1 protein-coding gene and 1 pseudogene are annotated in these 17,445 nt (G+C 74.4%); both read left to right on the top strand.

The genetic code is table 11. The features are described from left to right. Positions 1 to 16 precede the first annotated feature (16 nt). The gene (locus tag ACIGQF_RS02405; protein WP_399704368.1) at positions 17 to 16,048 is read left to right on the top strand and encodes an SDR family NAD(P)-dependent oxidoreductase; all 16,032 of its coding nucleotides are present in this window, start codon (positions 17 to 19) and stop codon (positions 16,046 to 16,048) included. Continuing rightward, positions 15,939 to 17,414, top strand: a pseudogene (locus ACIGQF_RS02400) (type I polyketide synthase); the annotation flags it as partial. The gene ACIGQF_RS02405 and the pseudogene ACIGQF_RS02400, both read left to right, overlap by 110 nt. Positions 17,415 to 17,445 lie beyond the last annotated feature (31 nt).

Raw genomic sequence — 17,445 nt, 5'->3', positions numbered from 1 at the left:
GGTGTGGAGTGTGCGAATGAGCGGGTCCGGAACCTCGGCGTCCGGTGTGATCGGCCGGCTGGAATTGCTCCCGGCCGTCGAGCAGCTGCGCGTACTGGTCGACCTGGTATGCACGGAGGCACTCGGCGTGCTGCGCACCATACGGCCGGACGCGGCGGACGCCGTGGACGCGGTGGACGCCGAGCGGCCCTTCAAGGAGCAGGGCGTCGACTCCCTGGGCCTGGTGGCACTGCACCAGCGCGTCAACGCCGTGACCGGCCTGACGCTGCCGCCCACCGTCGGCTTCGACCACCCCACACCGGCCGCGCTCGCCGCCCGGCTGCGCAGCGAACTCCTCGGTGCGGAAGCCGACGCCGCCTCGGAAGAGGTGCGGCCGGAGACCGTCGACGACAGCGACCCGATCGTCATCGTCGGCATCGGCTGCCGCTTCCCCGGCGGCATCGACTCGCCCGAGGCCCTGTGGCGGCTGGTCGACGAGGGCGGCGACGTACTCGGCGACTTTCCCACCGACCGCGGCTGGGACGTCGAGGGCATGTACGACCCGGACCCGGACGTCCCCCGCAAGAGCTATGTGAACAAGGGCGGATTCCTCGGCGATGCCACCGAGTTCGACGCCGACTTCTTCGGCATCAGCCCGCGCGAGGCCCTCGCCATGGACCCGCAGCAGCGGCTGGTCCTGGAGACCGCGTGGGAGGCGCTGGAGCGGACCGGCATCGACCCGACGTCGCTGCGCGGCAGCCGGGCCGGCGTCTTCATCGGCGCGGAGGTGCACGAGTACGGCCTCCGGGTGCACGAGGCGCCGGAGGGCCTGGACGGCTACCTGATGACGGGCAACGCGCCCAGTGTCGCGTCGGGCCGCATCGCCTACACCCTGGGCCTGGAGGGCCCCGCGGTCACCGTCGACACCGCCTGCTCCGGCTCGATCGTCTCCCTGCACCTGGCCGCGCAGGCGCTGCGCCGCGGCGAGTGCTCGCTCGCGCTGGTCGGCGGCGTCGCCGTCATGGGCAGCCCCGGCATGTTCACCGCGTTCAGCCGGCAGCGCGGCCTGGCACCCGACGGCCGGGTCAAGGCCTTCGCGGCCGCCGCGGACGGCACCGGGTTCTCCGAGGGCGTCGGCCTCCTCGTCGTCGAGCGGCTCTCCGACGCACGCTCCCAGGGGCACACCGTGCTCGCCGTGGTCCGCGGCACCGCCGTCAACCAGGACGGTGCGAGCAACGGCCTGACGGCCCCCAGCGGTACCTCGCAGCAGCGGCTCATCCGGCAGGCCCTGGCCACCGCGGGGCTGACCGCGGCCGACGTCGATGCCGTGGACGCCCATGGCACCGGCACCACGCTCGGCGACCCCATCGAGGCCCAGGCCATCATCGCGACGTACGGTCAGGGCCGCCCCGAGGGCGCCCCGCTGTGGCTCGGCTCGGTGAAGTCCAACCTCGGCCACACGCAGGCCGCTGGCGGCGCCGCCAGCGTCATCAAGATGGTCATGGCGATGAAGCACGGTGTGCTGCCCAAGACCCTGCACGTCGACGAGCCCTCGCCCAACATCCGCTGGTCGGCCGGCGAGGTGCGGCTGCTGACGGAGGCCAGGCCCTGGCAGCCGGACGGCCGGCCGCGGCGCGCGGGAATCTCGGCCTTCGGCATCAGCGGCACCAACGCACACGTCATCATCGAGGAACCGCCGACGCCCGAAGCCCGCCCCGAGGACGAGGCCGCGGACCACCCGGCGCCCGCGTCGGCACCGGCGCTGGTCCCCCTCCCGCTGTCCGCCGGCAGCGCCCGCGCACTGCGCGCCCAGGCGGAACGCATGCTCGCCTTCCTCGACCGCGAGCCGGACGCCGCGCTCACCGACATCGGCTACTCGCTGGCCACGACGCGCGCCGCGCTCGGACACCGGGCCGTCGCCCTGGCCGGGGACCGTACGGACTTCGCACGCGTGCTGCGGGCCGTCGCCGACGGCACCGAGGCACCGGGGCTGGTGCAGGGCGCGCCGGCCACCGGCCGGCTGGCCTTCCTCTTCACCGGCCAGGGCAGTCAGCGGCTCGCCATGGGCCGCGAGCTGTACGACGCCTACCCCGTGTTCGCCGAAGCGCTGGCGGACGCCATCGGCCACCTCGATCTGCAGCTCGAACTCTCCCTGTGGGAAGTGCTGTTCGCCGAACCGGGCAGCGAAGAGGCAGCGCTGCTCGATCAGACGATGTACGCGCAGTGCGGGCTCTTCGCCGTGGAGACCGCGCTGTTCCGCCTCCTGGAGTCCTGGGGAGTACGCCCCGATTACCTCGCCGGCCACTCCATCGGCGAACTGGCCGCGGCACACGTCGCGGGCGTGCTGTCGCTGGAGGACGCCGCCACCCTGGTCGCGGCCCGCGGCCGGCTGATGCAGGCGCTGCCCCGCGGCGGCACCATGATCGCGATCCAGGCCACCGAGGACGAGGTGCTGCCGCTGATCGCCGGCCACGAGGACCGGCTGAGCATCGCCGCCGTCAACGGGCCGCGGTCCGTGGTAATTTCCGGCGACGAGGAGCTCGCCGGGCAGCTCGCCGCGCGGCTCGCGGAGCGCGGGCACAAGACCAAGCAGCTGCGCGTCAGCCACGCCTTCCACTCGCCTCTGATGGAGCCGATGCTGGCGGAGTTCCGGCAGATCGCCGAGATCCTCAGCTACGCGGCGCCGCGCATCCCGGTCGTCTCCAACGTCACGGGGGCACCCGCCACGGCCGAGCAGCTGTGCTCGCCCGAGTACTGGGTGGAACACGTCCGCGCCGCCGTACGGTTCGCCGACGGCATCGACTTCCTGCGTTCCGCCGGTATCACCACCTTCCTCGAACTGGGCCCCGACGCCGTCCTGACCGCCATGGGGGAGCAGTGCGTCGCCGACGAGACAGGCGACCTCGCCTTCGTCCCGGCCCTCCGCCGCGGCCGCGAAGAACAGCGCGAACTGCTCTCCGCCGCCGGCCGGCTCGCCACCCGCGGCCACCGCATCGACTGGGGCGCGCACTACGCCGGTCTCGCGGCACGCCGGATCGAGCTGCCCACCTATGCGTTCCAGCGCCGCCGCTTCTGGCTCGGCGCTCCGCAGACCGCGGGCGACGCGGGCGAGCTCGGCCAGCTGGCCGCCGAACACCCGCTGCTCGGCGCCGTGGTGAACCTCGCGCACGACGACGGGGTCGTCCTCACCGGCCGGGTGTCGCTGCGCTCGCACCCCTGGCTCGCCGACCACGTCGTCGCCGGTGTGCCCCTCATGCCGGGCACCGCCCTGGTGGAACTCGCGGTCCGCGCCGGGGACCAGGTCGGCTGCGGCCGGGTCGCGGAACTCACCCTCGAAGCGCCGTTGGTGCTGCCGCAGACCGGCGGGGTCGCCCTGCAGATCGTGGTCGCCGCGGCGGATGCGGACGGACACCGCCCTGTGGAGTTCCACTCGCGCCCGGAGGACGCGCCCGCGGACGCCCCGTGGACACGTAATGCGTCCGGTGTCCTCGCGCCGCAGCAGGCCGAGCCCGCCGTCGGCCCGGTGCAGTGGCCGCCGCCCGGCGCCGAGCCCGTCGACATCTCCACCCTCTACGCCGACATGCGCGACCAGGGCTACGGCTACGGTCCGGCCTTCACCGGCCTGCGTGCGGTGTGGCGGCAGGGCGCCGAGGTGTTCGCCGAGGTCGCACTCCCCGAGGAGATCGCCGCGGAAGCGGGCGCCTTCAGCCTGCACCCCGCCCTTCTGGACGCGGTGCTGCACGCCACGGACTTCGCGTACCCCGGGCCGGCGCCCGAGGTGACGCGGCTGCCGTTCGCCTGGACCGATGTCACCCTGCACGCCACCGGCGCCGCCGTCGTCCGCGTACGCATCGTGGCGACCGGCCCCGACGCGGTGTCGCTGGAACTCGCCGACCCGGCGGGCGCCGCGGTGGCCCGCATCGGCTCGTTCGTCCTGCGCCCCGTCGACACCGCACAGCTGAAGGCGGCACAGCATCCGGGCGACGCGCTGCTGAAGGTCGCGTGGGAGCCGGGGCCGGTGCCGACGGCGCAGGCGGCCGGCGCACCGCCGTCCGTGGACGACGTCCTGGGCGGCGACGGCCCCGTGCCGGAGCAGGCCGTGCTGCGGGTCGCGCCGGCCGCCGCCGCGTACGCCGGTGAGCCCGTCGCGGGAGTGCGCGGCATCGCGGCCGACGTGCTGGGGTCGGTACAGGCCTGGCTGGCGGACGACCGCACGGCCGACTCGACGCTCATCGTGACGACGCACCACGCGGTGGTGACCGGACCGGACGAGCCGGTCGACGTGGCGCAGGCACCGGTGTGGGGCCTGGTGCGGGCCGCTCAGGCCGAGCAGCCGGGCCGGATCGTGCTGGTGGACCTGGACGGGAGCACGGACTCCGAGCGGCTGGTGGCCGCCGCGGCGAGCGTCGGCGAGCCCGAGGTGGCGCTGCGCGCCGGCGGGGTGCTGGTGCCGCGGCTCAGCAGGCTGGAGGCCGCCACGGGCGAGACCTCCCCCTGGAGCGGCGAAGGCACGGTTCTGATCACCGGCGGTACGGGTGGCCTGGGGGCCCTCGTGGCCCGGCACCTGGTGACCGAGCACGGCGTACGGCATCTGCTGCTGGCCGGCCGGCGTGGCGCCGAAGCGCCCGGCGCCGCCGAACTCCGCTCCGAACTGACCGGGCTGGGCGCCGAGGTCACCCTCGCGGCCTGCGACGTCGCCGACCGCGACGCACTCGCCGGACTGCTGGCAGGGGTCCCCGCCGAGCACCCGCTGACCGGTGTCGTGCACGCGGCGGGCATCGTCGACGACGGCCTGCTGGCCTCGCTGACCCCGGAGCGGGTGGCCGCCGTGCTGCGCCCGAAGGCGGAAGCGGCCTGGCACCTGCACGAACTGACCGACGGTCTCGACCTGACCGCGTTCGTCCTCTTCTCCTCCACGGCCGGCTTCCTCGACGGCGCCGGCCAGGCCAACTACGCCGCGGCCAACGTCTTCCTGGACGCCCTGGCCCACCACCGCCGCGCCCAGGGCCTGCCGGCCACCTCACTGGCCTGGGGCCTGTGGACAGGCGACAGCGGCATGGGGGCCGCACTGGACGCGGCCGCGCTGCAGCGCATCGCCCGGCTGGGCCTGACCCCCCTGACGCCGGACGAGAACCTCGCACTGCTGGACGCCGCGCTCCGGACCGAGGAAGCCGCCGTCGTGCCGGTGCGCGTCGACCCGCGGGCCTTCCAGGAGCGCTCCGACGGCGTACCGCCGCTGCTGAGCGGACTGGTCCGGGTCCCGGCGCGCCGCGCTGCCGCGGCACCGGCCGGTTCCGAAGGCGCGACTTCCGGCGACCGGTCCCTGGCCCGGCGGCTCGGCGAACTCTCCGAGAAGGACCGGGCCGAGGCGCTGCTGGACCTCGTACGGACCCAGGTCGCGGGCGTACTCGGCCACGAGAGCGGCGCGGCCATCGACCCCGCCCGGCCGTTCAGCGAGATCGGCTTCGACTCGCTGGCCGCCGTCGAGCTGCGCAACCGCCTCAACGCCGCGGCCGGCCAGCGGCTGACCGCGACGCTCGTCTTCGACTACCCGACGCCCCGCGCCCTCGCCGAGCACCTGGGCACCAAGCTCGTCGCCGCACCGGCCGTGGCGCCCGCGGCTCAGCCCGCCGCCGTCGCACCCGCGGCGGCCGACGAGCCCATCGCCATCGTCGGCATGAGCTGCCGTTACCCGGGCGGTGTCAGCTCCCCGGAGGAGCTGTGGAACCTGGTCGTGGCGGGCCGCGACGCGGTCTCCGGCTTCCCCGAGGACCGCGGCTGGAACATCGAGGACCTGTACGACCCGGAGCCCGGAACGCCCGGCAAGAGCTCCACCCGGGAAGGCGGCTTCCTCTACGACGCCGCCGACTTCGACCCGGAGTTCTTCGGCATCAGCCCGCGCGAGGCACAGGCGATGGACCCGCAGCAGCGGCTGCTGCTGGAGACGTCCTGGGAGGCCTTCGAGCGCGCCGGCATCGACCCGGAGTCGGCACGCGGTTCCCGTACCGGTGTCTTCGCCGGCGTGATGTACCACGACTGGGGCACCCGCCTCGGCACCGTTCCGGAGGACGTGGCCGGTCATCTCGGCAACGGCAGCCTCGCCAGTGTCGTCTCCGGACGCGTCTCCTACACCCTGGGCCTGGAAGGCCCCGCCGTGACGGTGGACACCGCCTGCTCGTCCTCGCTGGTGGCCCTGCACTGGGCGATCCAGGCGCTGCGCCAGGGCGAGTGCACGCTCGCCCTCGCGGGCGGCGTCACCGTGATGTCCACCCCGGACACGTTCATCGACATGAACCGGCAGCGCGGCCTGTCCGCCGACGGCCGCTGCAAGTCCTTCGCGGCCGCCGCCGACGGCACGGGCTGGGGCGAGGGCGCGGGCATGCTGCTGCTGGAGCGTCTCTCGGACGCCGAGGCCAACGGCCACCGGGTCCTCGCGGTCGTACGCGGCTCCGCCGTCAACCAGGACGGTGCCAGCAACGGTCTCACCGCTCCCAACGGGCCCTCTCAGCAGCGCGTCATCCAGCAGGCGCTGACCGCTGCCGGCCTCACCGCCGCGGACATCGACGCCGTCGAGGCCCACGGCACCGGCACCACCCTGGGTGACCCGATCGAGGCGCAGGCGCTGATCGCGACGTACGGGCAGCAGCGTCCGCAGGACGGCACCCCGCTGTTCCTCGGTTCCGTCAAGTCCAACCTCGGCCACACCCAGGCCGCTGCCGGTGTCGCCGGGGTCATCAAGATGGTGATGGCGATGCGGCACGGCGTCCTTCCGGAGACGCTGCACGTCGATGCGCCGACACCGCAGGTGGACTGGGCGGAGGGCGCCGTCGAACTGCTCACCGAGCAGCGTGCCTGGCCCGACCGGGACCGTCCGCGCCGCGCCGGCGTCTCCTCCTTCGGCATCAGCGGTACCAACGCGCACGTCATCCTCGAACAGGCCACCGGCCTCGCACCGGCTGCCGGCACCGGCCCGGAAGCGCCGGGCACGGCCCCCGCGGTGGTGGCCTGGCCCGTATCGGCCAGAACCCCGCAGGCGCTGCGCGCACAGGCCGGCCGGCTGCGCGGCTTCCTCGACACCCTCCTCGACGACGAGCTCGCCGCGGCGGGCCGGGCGCTCGCCACGACGCGTGCCGCCCTGGAGTACCGCGCCGTCCCGGTGGGCGGGGACCGGGCCGAACTGGCCGGTGCGCTGGAGGCGCTGGCCGAAGGCGACGGCGACACCGGGATCGACTCGGTGACCGCCGGCAAGCTGGCCTTCCTCTTCACCGGCCAGGGCTCGCAGCGGCCGGGGATGGGCCGGGAGCTGTACGCGGCGTTCCCGGTCTTCGCCGAGGCGTTCGATGCGGTGCTGGCGGAGTTCGGACCCGAGCTGCGGGAGGTGATGTGGGGCGAGGACGCGGAGCTGCTGAACCGCACCCGCTTCGCGCAGCCGGCGTTGTTCGCGGTCGAAGTGGCCCTGTACCGATTGGTGGAGTCCTGGGATGTGCGTCCTGATGTCGTGGCGGGGCATTCGGTCGGCGAGATCGCCGCGGCACATGTTGCCGGGGTCCTCTCGCTGGCGGATGCAGCGAAGCTGGTGGCCGCGCGCGGGAGGCTGATGGACGCGCTGCCGGCGGGCGGGGCGATGGCGGCGGTGCAGGCTTCGGAGGAGGAAGTGCTGCCGCACCTCTCCGACGGGGTGAGCATCGCCGCGGTGAACGGTCCGGCGGCCGTGGTGGTCTCCGGCGTGGAGTCCGAAGTGCTGGCGGTCGCGGCGCGCTTCGAGGCCGAGGGCCACAAGGTCACGCGCCTCCAGGTGTCCCACGCTTTCCACTCGCCGCTGATGGAGCCGATGCTCGCCGAGTTCGAGCAGATCGCGGCCGGGCTGACGTACGCGCGCCCGGCGATCGGCTTCGTCTCCACGCTCACCGGCGCGCCGGTCACGGACGAGCCGACCACTCCCGGCTACTGGACCCGCCATGTGCGCGAGGCCGTCCGCTTCGCCGACGCCGTGCGGGCGCTGGAGGACCGGGGAGTGACGACCTTCCTGGAGGTCGGTCCGGCCGCCGCCCTGTCGGCCACCGGCCCGTCCTGCCTGACGGAGGACGGCGACACCGCCTTCGTGCCGCTGCTGCGCCGCGACCGCGACGAGCGGCGGGAGCTGGTCGCCGCTGTGGGACGGGTGTACGCCCGGGGCCGGGACGGGGCGTGGCCCGCGTTCTTCGGCGGCCGGTCCGCCGCGCACCTGGACCTTCCGACGTACGCGTTCCAGCGCCGCCGCTACTGGCTCGACGCGGCGGACGCCGGGGCGGCCGACGTCGGCTCCGCGGGGCTGCAGCCGATCGACCATCCGATCCTGAGCGCTGTCGTCACCTCGCCGGAGTCGGACGGGATCGTGCTCACGGGGCGGCTGGCGGCCGGATCGCCAAACTGGCTGGAGGATCACGAGGTCCTGGGGCGGGTGCTGCTGCCGGGCACCGGATTCGTCGAGCTGGCGGTGCGGGCCGGTGACGAGGTCGGCTGCGGCCGGCTCGACGAACTGACGCTGGAGGCGCCGCTGGTGCTGCCCGCGCGCGGCGGGGTCCAGTTGCAGGTGACGGTGGGCTCGGCGGACGCGGCCGGTACCCGGTCGCTGACCGTGCACTCGCGGCCCGAGCGGGAAGCGGGGGAGTGGACCCGGCATGCCTCGGGTGTGCTGGCCCCCGACGCTTCGGAGCCCGGCTTCGACCTGGTGCAGTGGCCGCCGCCGGGTGCCGAGCCGGTGCCGGTGGAGAACGTGTACGAGCGGCTGGTGGGCCGGGGCTACGGCTACGGCCCGGCCTTCCAAGGGCTGACGGCGGCCTGGCGGCTCGGTGACGAGGTGTTCGCCGAGGTGGCGCTGCCCGAGCAGGCACGCGGCGAGGCGGCCCGCTACGGCATCCACCCCGCCCTGCTCGACGCGGCGATGCACGCCGATCTGCTCGATGCCAGGGGCGAGGCCGGCGGCGACACACTGCTGCCGTTCTCCTGGAACGGTGTGACCCTGCACGGCGCGGGCGCCGACACGGTACGCGTCCGGCTGCGGCGGCTGCGTGGCGACGAGCTCTCGGCGCTGTGGATAGCGGACGCCTCCGGGCAGCCCGTCGCCACCGTCGAATCGCTGGTCTCACGGCCGGTGTCGGACGCTCAGCTGACACACGCCGAGCAGACCGGCCGCCCGGACGCCCTCTTCCGCGTCGGCTGGAGCGAACTGCCGCTGCCGCAGTCGGTACGCGGCACCGTGGGGCGGCTGCCGGGGCTCACCGAACTCGCCCATGAAGTGGAGGAGTTCGCGGACCTGGCTGCGGTGGCAGCCGCCGAGACCGTCCCGGACCTCGTCCTCTGGCCGGTCACCCCGTACGCCCCGGCCGCCGCCGAGGGCGCCGAACTGCCGGACGCCGTGCACGCCACCGCGGTGGAGGTGCTGGCAACCGTGCGGGCCTGGCTCGCCGACGAGCGGTTCGCCGCGTCCCGGCTGGCGATCGTCACCCGGTACGCCGTGGCAGCCCGACCGCAGGACGACATCGATCTGGCCCAGGCTCCCGTGTGGGGCCTGGTGCGTGCGGCGGAGGCGGAGAACCCCGGCAGGTTCGTACTGGTCGACACCGACGGCAGCACGGAATCCCTGGCCGCCCTGCCGGCGGCCGCCGCTTCCGGAGAGGCCGAACTCGCCGTCCATCACGGTAAATTCGCGATCCCCCGGCTGGCCCCTGCCGCGACGCCCGGCGCCGCGGAGCCGGACGCGGGTGCGGTGTGGGACACCGCCGGCACCGTCCTCGTCACCGGCGGCACCAGCGGCCTGGGCGCCAGGATCGCCCGGCATCTGGTGGCGGAGCACGGCGTACGCCATCTGCTGCTGACCAGCCGCCGTGGCATCGACGCGCCCGGCGCCCCCGAACTCCGCGCCGAACTGCAGGAGTCCGGCGCCGAGGTCACCGTCGCGGCCTGCGACGTCACCGACCGGGCCGCGCTCGCCGCACTGCTGGGCGGCGTGCCCGAAGAGCACCCGCTGAAGGGCGTCGTCCACGCGGCCGCCGTCGTCGACAGCGGACTGGTGGGTGCGCTGACGCCCGAGCAGTTCGCGAAGGTGCTGCGCCCGAAGGCGGACGCCGCCTGGCATCTGCACGAACTCACCCGCGACCTGGAGCTGTCCGCGTTCGTGCTGCTCTCCTCGGCGGGCGGACTCGTCCTCGGCGCGGGCCAGGCCAACTACGCGGCCGCCAACGTCTTCCTGGACGCCCTGGCCCACCACCGCCGGGCCCAGGGCCTGCCTGGCGCCGCCCTCGCCTTCGGCATGTGGGCGGTCGACACGGGCCTGGGCGGCCCGCTCACCGACGCCGACCTGGACCGTATGCGCCGGCTCGGGATGCCCGCGCTGGACGCCACCGAAGGACTCGCGCTCTTCGACGCCGCCCTTCGGACCGGCGCCGCGCACACCGTGCCGGTCCGTATCGACCGCACCGCCCTGCGCTCCCGTGCCGACGACCTGCCCGCACTGCTGCGCGGCCTGGTCCGCGGGCCGGCGCGCCGTACCGTACGCGCGGCCGGCGAGGACGACGGCGGATCGGCCCTCCGGAAGCGGCTCGCCGGACTGACCGACGCGGAGCGGGACCACGCCCTGCTGGCACTGGTCCGCACGCACGTCGCCACGGTGCTCGGCCACGACAGCACCGAAGCGGTCGGCCCGGACCGGGCGTTCAAGGAGCTGGGCTTCGACTCGCTGGCCGCCGTTGAGCTGCGCAACTCGCTCGGCACCGCCGCCGGCACCCGACTGCCCGCCACGCTCGTCTTCGACCACCCCAACGCGCGGTCCGTCGCCGCGTACCTCAAGACCCGGCTGGACCTCGGCGGCCCGGAGACCGCCGCACCCATCGCCCCGGCCGGCACCGACCGGAGCGCGGCCGACGAACCCATCGCCATCGTGTCCATCGGCTGCCGCTTCCCCGGCGGCGTACGGTCGTCCGAGGACCTGTGGCGGCTGGTCGCCGAGGGCCGGGACGCGGTCGGCGGCTTCCCCGGCGACCGCGGCTGGGACGCCGCATCGCTCTACGACCCCGAGCCGGGCACGCCGGGCAAGACGTACACGGTCCAGGGCGGCTTCCTGCACGACGCCGCGGAGTTCGACCCCGAGTTCTTCGGGATCATGCCGCGCGAGGCGCTGGCCATGGACCCGCAGCAGCGGCTGCTCCTCCAGGTCTCCTGGGAGGCGATCGAGCGGGCCGGTATCGACCCGACGTCGCTGCGTGCCACCCGGACCGGTGTGTACGCCGGCGTGATGTACCACGACTACGGCACCCGCCCCGGCGCGGCCCCCGACGACCTGTCCGCTTACCTGGGGAACGGCAGTGCGGGCAGCATCGCCTCCGGCCGGGTCGCCTACAGCCTCGGCCTGGAAGGGCCCGCGGTCACCATCGACACCGCCTGCTCCTCGTCGCTGGTCGCGCTGCACATGGCCTGCCAGGCACTGCGGCAGGGCGAGATCAACATGGCGCTGGCCGGCGGTGTGACCGTGATGCCCACGCCGGAGATCTTCGTCGACTTCAGCCAGCAGCGGGGCCTGGCGCCGGACGGCCGCTGCAAGGCCTTCGCGGGCGCGGCGGACGGCACGGGCTGGTCGGAGGGGATCGGGCTGCTCCTGGTGGAGCGGCTGTCGGACGCCCGCCGCAACGGCCACCCGGTCCTCGCCGTGATCCGTGGCTCGGCGATCAACCAGGACGGCGCGAGCAACGGTCTCACCGCCCCCAACGGGCCCTCGCAGCAACGTGTGATCCAGCAGGCCCTGACCGCCGCGGGTCTCGCCGCCGACGAGGTCGACCTCGTCGAGGGCCATGGCACCGGCACCCGGCTCGGCGACCCGATCGAGGCGCAGGCACTGCTGGCGACGTACGGCCGGCAGCGCCCCGACGACCGGCCGCTGTGGCTGGGCTCGATCAAGTCCAACATCGGGCATGCCCAGGCAGCAGCCGGCGTCAGCGGCGTCATCAAGACGGTCGAAGCGCTGCGGAACGGGGTGCTGCCCAAGACGCTGCACGTCGACGAGCCGACGCCGAACGTCGACTGGGAGTCCGGCGCCGTACGCCTGCTGACCGAGGCGCGTGACTGGCCGCAGGCCGGCCGGCCCCGCCGGGCCGCCGTCTCCTCCTTCGGCCTCAGCGGCACCAACGCGCACATCGTCCTCGAACAGGCGCCGGACGCCCCGCGCCGAGCCGAGGAGCGGACACCGGAGCAGGGACCCGCCACGGTCCCGCTCGTCCTCTCCGCCCAGCAGGGACGCGGCCTGCCGGCACAGGCCGCCCAGCTGCGTGATCTCCTCACCGACCGGCCGGAACTGCGCCTGCCCGACCTCGGGTTCTCCCTGGCCACCACGCGCGCCGTGCTCGACCACCGCGCGGTGGTCCTGGCCGACGACCACGCCACCGCGCTGCGCGCCCTGACGGCCCTGGCCGCCGGCGAGCACAGCCACGACATCATCACCGGCACCGACCACTCCAACGGCCTGAGCGCCTTCCTCTTCACGGGGCAGGGGTCGCAGCGGCTGGGGATGGGCCGGGAGCTGTATGCGGCGTTCCCGGTCTTCGCCGAGGCGCTCGATGCGGTACTGGCGGAGTTCGGGCCCGAGCTGCGGGAGGTGATGTGGGGCGAGGACGCGGAGCTGCTGAACCGTACGCGTTTCACTCAGCCCGCGCTCTTCGCCTTCGAGGTCGCGCTGTACCGCCTGGTGGAGTCCTGGGGCGTCCGCCCGGACTTCGTGGCCGGGCATTCCATCGGCGAGATCGCGGCGGCGCATGTCGCCGGGGTGTTGCCCCTGCCCGACGCGGCGCGGCTGGTGGCCGCGCGCGGCAAGCTGATGGACGCACTGCCGGTGGGCGGCGCGATGGTGGCCGTGCAGGCTTCGGAGGAGGAGGTGCTGCCGCACCTGTCCGACGGGGTGAGCATCGCTGCCGTCAACGGCCCGGCCTCCGTGGTGGTATCCGGTGTGGAGTCCGAGGTCCTGGCGGTCGAGGCGCACTTTGACGCCGAGGGCCGCAAGACGACGCGGCTGGCGGTGTCGCACGCCTTCCACTCGCCGCTGATGGAGCCGATGCTCGCCGACTTCGAGCAGATCGCCGCCGCGCTGACGTACCACGAGCCGTCCATACCGGTGGTCTCGAACGTGAGCGGTGGGCTCGCGACGGAGCTGTGCTCGCCCGGCTACTGGGTACGCCATGTGCGGGACACCGTCCGCTTCGCCGACGGCATCCGGCACCTGCACACCCAGGGCGTCACCCGCTTCCTGGAGCTGGGGCCCGACGGCGTGCTGACCGCGATGGCGGAGGGCTGTCTCGGCGAGGCGGCGTCCGGTGCGCTGCTGACCGCCACGCAGCGCAAGAGCCGCCCCGAGACCCGGGCGCTGCTCACCGCACTCGCCCGCCTGCACATCGCGGGCACCCGCATCGACTGGGCCGCGTACCACGCCGGATCCGGCGCCCGCCGGATCGAGCTGCCCACGTACGCCTTCGAGAAGCGCCACTTCTGGCTGGACACGCCGCCCGCCGTCGTGGCCGGCGCGACCGGCCACGGGCAGCTCGACACCGGCCACCCGCTGCTCAGCGCGACGGTGGAACTCCCGGACGGCGCCGGCGCGGTCCTCACCGGCCGGCTGTCCACCGCGACCCAGCCATGGCTCGCCGACCACACGGTGCTGGACCGGGTCCTGCTGCCCGGCACCGCGTTCGTGGAGCTGGCGCTGCGGGCCGGTGGCGAGGTCGGCTGCGGCAGTCTGACGGAGCTCACGCTGGAGGCTCCGCTGGAGCTTCCGGCGCGGGAGGCGGTGGCGGTCCAGGTGGTGGTCGGCGCCGCGGACGGTGCCGGCACACGACGGGTGACCGTGCACGGCAGGCCGGACGGCAGCGCGGGGGAGTGGACACGGCACGCTTCGGGCGTCCTCTCCGCCGAGACTCCCGCGGCCTCCTTCGACCTGACGCAGTGGCCACCGGCCGGTGCGGCCGAGATCCCGACCGACGGCGCGTACGAGCTGCTGACCGGCCGGGGGTACGCCTACGGCCCGGTCTTCCAGGGCCTGAAGGCGGCCTGGCGCCGGGGCGACGAGGTCTTCGCCGAGGTGGCGCTGGACGAAAAGGCGCGCGGCGAGGCCGTCCGCTACGGCATCCACCCCGCTCTCCTCGACGCGGCGAGCCATGCCGACCTGCTCGACGACGCGGACAGTACGGTGCTGCCCTTCGTGTGGAACGGTGTGACCCTGCACGCGCCGGGCGCCGCCGAACTCCGCGTCCAGCTGAACCGGCTCCCCGGTGAAGGGACGACGGAACTGCGGCTGGCCGACCCGTCCGGGCGTCCCGTCGCCACCATCGCGTCCGTGGTCTCACGCGCCGCGACCGGTGCCGCCACCGACGGGCTGCTGCGCCTCGGCTGGGTGCCGGGGCCGGACCTCGCCGCGGCCGAGGCGCCGGAACACACGGTGCTGCGGGTCGAGTCGCCGGCCGGCGAGATGACCGCCGGTGTCCGGCAGGTCACGGGATCGGTGCTGGCCGCGGTGCAGTCCTGGCTGGCCGACGAGCGTTCGGCCGACGCGACGCTGGTCGTGGTGACGCGCGGCGCGGTGGCTACCGGGAACGACGAGCCGGTCGATGTGGTGCAGGCTCCGGTCAGGGGCCTCGTACGTGCGGCACAGGCCGAGCACCCGGGCCGGATCGTGCTGGTGGACGTGGACGACAGCGAGGCGTCGGCGGGGCTGCTGGGGGCGCTGGCCGGCGCCGGCGAGCCGGAGGTGGCCCTCCGCGCCGGCCGGGCCCTGGTCCCGCGCCTGCTGCGGGCGGGGGCCTCCGGGACGCCCGACGGTGCGCCTCCGTGGGGAGGTGACGGTACGGTCCTGATCACCGGCGGTACGGGAGGCCTCGGGGCGCGTGTGGCGCGGCACCTGGTCGTCGAGCACGGCGTACGGCATCTGCTGCTGGCAGGCCGCCGCGGTGCCGAAGCGCCGGGAGCGTCCGAACTCCGTGCGGAACTGACGGAACTGGGAGCCGAGGTCACCCTCGCGGCCTGTGACGTCGCCGACCGCGCGGCCCTCGGCGCCCTCCTGGCGGACATACCTGACCTGCACCCGCTGACCGGTGTGGTGCACGCCGCGGGAATCGTCGACGACGGCCTGTTCGCCACCCTCACCCCGAAGCGGATCGACACGGTCCTCGCGCCCAAGGCGGATGCCGCCTGGCACCTGCACGAGCTGACCCGGGACCTCGACCTGACCCACTTCGTGCTCTTCTCCTCCACCACGGGCTTCCTCGACAACGCCGGCCAGGCCAACTACGCGGCGGCCAACGTCTTCCTGGACGCCCTGGCCCAGCACCGCCGCACCCAGGGCCTGCCCGCCGCCTCCCTCGCCTGGCACCTGTGGGCCGGTGACGGGATGGGGGAGCGGCTGGACTCGGCCGTCTTCGAGCGGCAGGAGAAGCTCGGGACACCGGCGCTGGCCCCGGAGGAGGGGCTGGCCCTCCTCGATGCCGCGCTCACCGTCGATGCCGCGGCCCTGGTGCCGCTCCGGCTCGACCTCGCGCGGGCCGCGGCGTCCGGCGACGTTCCCCCGGTCCTCCGTGAGCTGGTGAAACCCGGTACGGGTGGTCGCCGCAGCGCCGGGCCGGCGGGCCGTCACGAGCCCGCCCCGGCCCAGGAGGCCACGATCGAGGACCGGCTGGCCGGCCTCGCGGAGGAGGAGCAGCTGCGGATATTGCTGGAGCTCGTCCGCACACACGTGGCCACCGTGCGGCACGACGATCCCGCCGCGATCGACATCGGCCGGGGCTTCACCGAGATGGGCCTCGATTCGCTGGCCGCGATCGAGCTGCGCAATCTGCTGGGCGAGGCCACCGGGCTGCGGCTGCCCGCCACGATGATGTTCGACTACCCGAACCCCCGGGTGCTCGCCCGCCATCTGCTGGACGAGCTCGTCCCCGAGGACGAGCGCGGTGCGGCCGCGCAGCCCGAAGACGCCGCGGCCGACGGGGCCGGCAAGTTCAAGGACATGGCCATCGACGACCTGGTGCGGACGGCTCTGGCCGCCGGCACCACGGACTGATCCGGAGACTGGACGCAACATGGAAGTTGAGCGGATCGTCGAGGCGCTCCGTACGTCACTGACGGACAACGAACGTCTCAAGCAGGAGAACGCGCGCCTCACGGCCGCCGCCACGGAACCCGTGGCCATCGTCGGGATGGCCTGCCGGTTCGCCGGCGACGTCAACTCGCCCGATGACCTGTGGGAGCTGCTGCGGGCCGGCCGCGACGGGGTGACCCGCTTCCCCGCCGACCGAGGCTGGGACGTCGAGGGGCTCTACGACCCGGAGCACGGTGCCCCGGGCAAGAGCATCACCCGCGAGGGCGCGTTCCTCCACGACGCGGCGGACTTCGACGCGGACCTGTTCGGCATCTCGCCGCGCGAGGCCCTGGAGATGGACCCCCAGCAGCGGCTGTTGCTGGAGACCGCGTGGGAGACCTTCGAGAGCGCCCGTATCGACCCGCTGTCCGCGAAGGGCAGCAGGACCGGCGTGTTCACCGGCCTGATGTACCACGAGTACGAGGGGGCGAGCACCGGCGGCAGCCTGGTCAGCGGCCGGATCGCCTTCACACTGGGCCTGGAGGGCCCGGCGGTGACGGTCGACACCGCGTGCTCGTCCTCGCTCGTCGCGCTGCACCTGGCCATGCAGGCGCTGCGCCGGGACGAGTGCACACTCGCCCTGGCGGGCGGCGCGACCGTCATGGCCTCGCCGGAGACGTTCCAGTACTTCACCAAGCAGAAGGGCCTCTCGGCCGACGGCCGCTGCCGGTCCTTCGCGGCCGCAGCGGACGGCACCGGCTGGGGCGAGGGCTCGGGCCTTCTCCTGCTGGAGCGGCTGTCGGACGCGCTGCGCAACGGCCGGCGGATCCTCGCGGTGATCCGCGGCTCCGCGCTCAACCAGGACGGCGCGTCCAGCGGCCTGACCGTGCCCAACGGGCCCGCGCAGCAGCGCGTGATCCGGCAGGCGCTGGCCGGGGCGGGCCTGGGCACCGAGGACGTCGATGCCGTGGACGCCCATGGCACGGCCACCAGACTCGGTGATCCGATCGAGGCGCAGGCGCTGCTGGCGACGTACGGGCAGGGGCGCAGCGAGGACCGGCCGCTGTGGCTGGGCTCCGTGAAGTCCAACCTCGGGCACACCCAGGCCGCGGCCGGCGTCGCCTCCGTCATCAAGATGGTGCAGGCCATCCGGCACGGCGTCCTGCCGCGCACGCTGCACGTCGACGAGCCGACGCCGCGGGTGGACTGGTCGGCGGGCCACGTACGGCTGCTGACCGAGGAACAGCCCTGGCCCGAAACGGACCGGCCGCGCCGCGCGGGGGTCTCCTCCTTCGGTATCAGCGGCACCAACGCGCACGTGATCATCGAACAGGCCCCGGCCACCCCCGAGGGAACAGCGGCGTGAGCGGGGGACGAGA

The organism is Streptomyces sp. NPDC053560 (genome assembly GCF_044544605.1).
Taxonomy (GTDB): Bacteria; Actinomycetota; Actinomycetes; order Streptomycetales; family Streptomycetaceae; genus Streptomyces.
The sequence above is the reverse complement of the archived record's forward strand: the minus strand, read 5'-3'. Positions and strand labels throughout refer to the sequence as shown.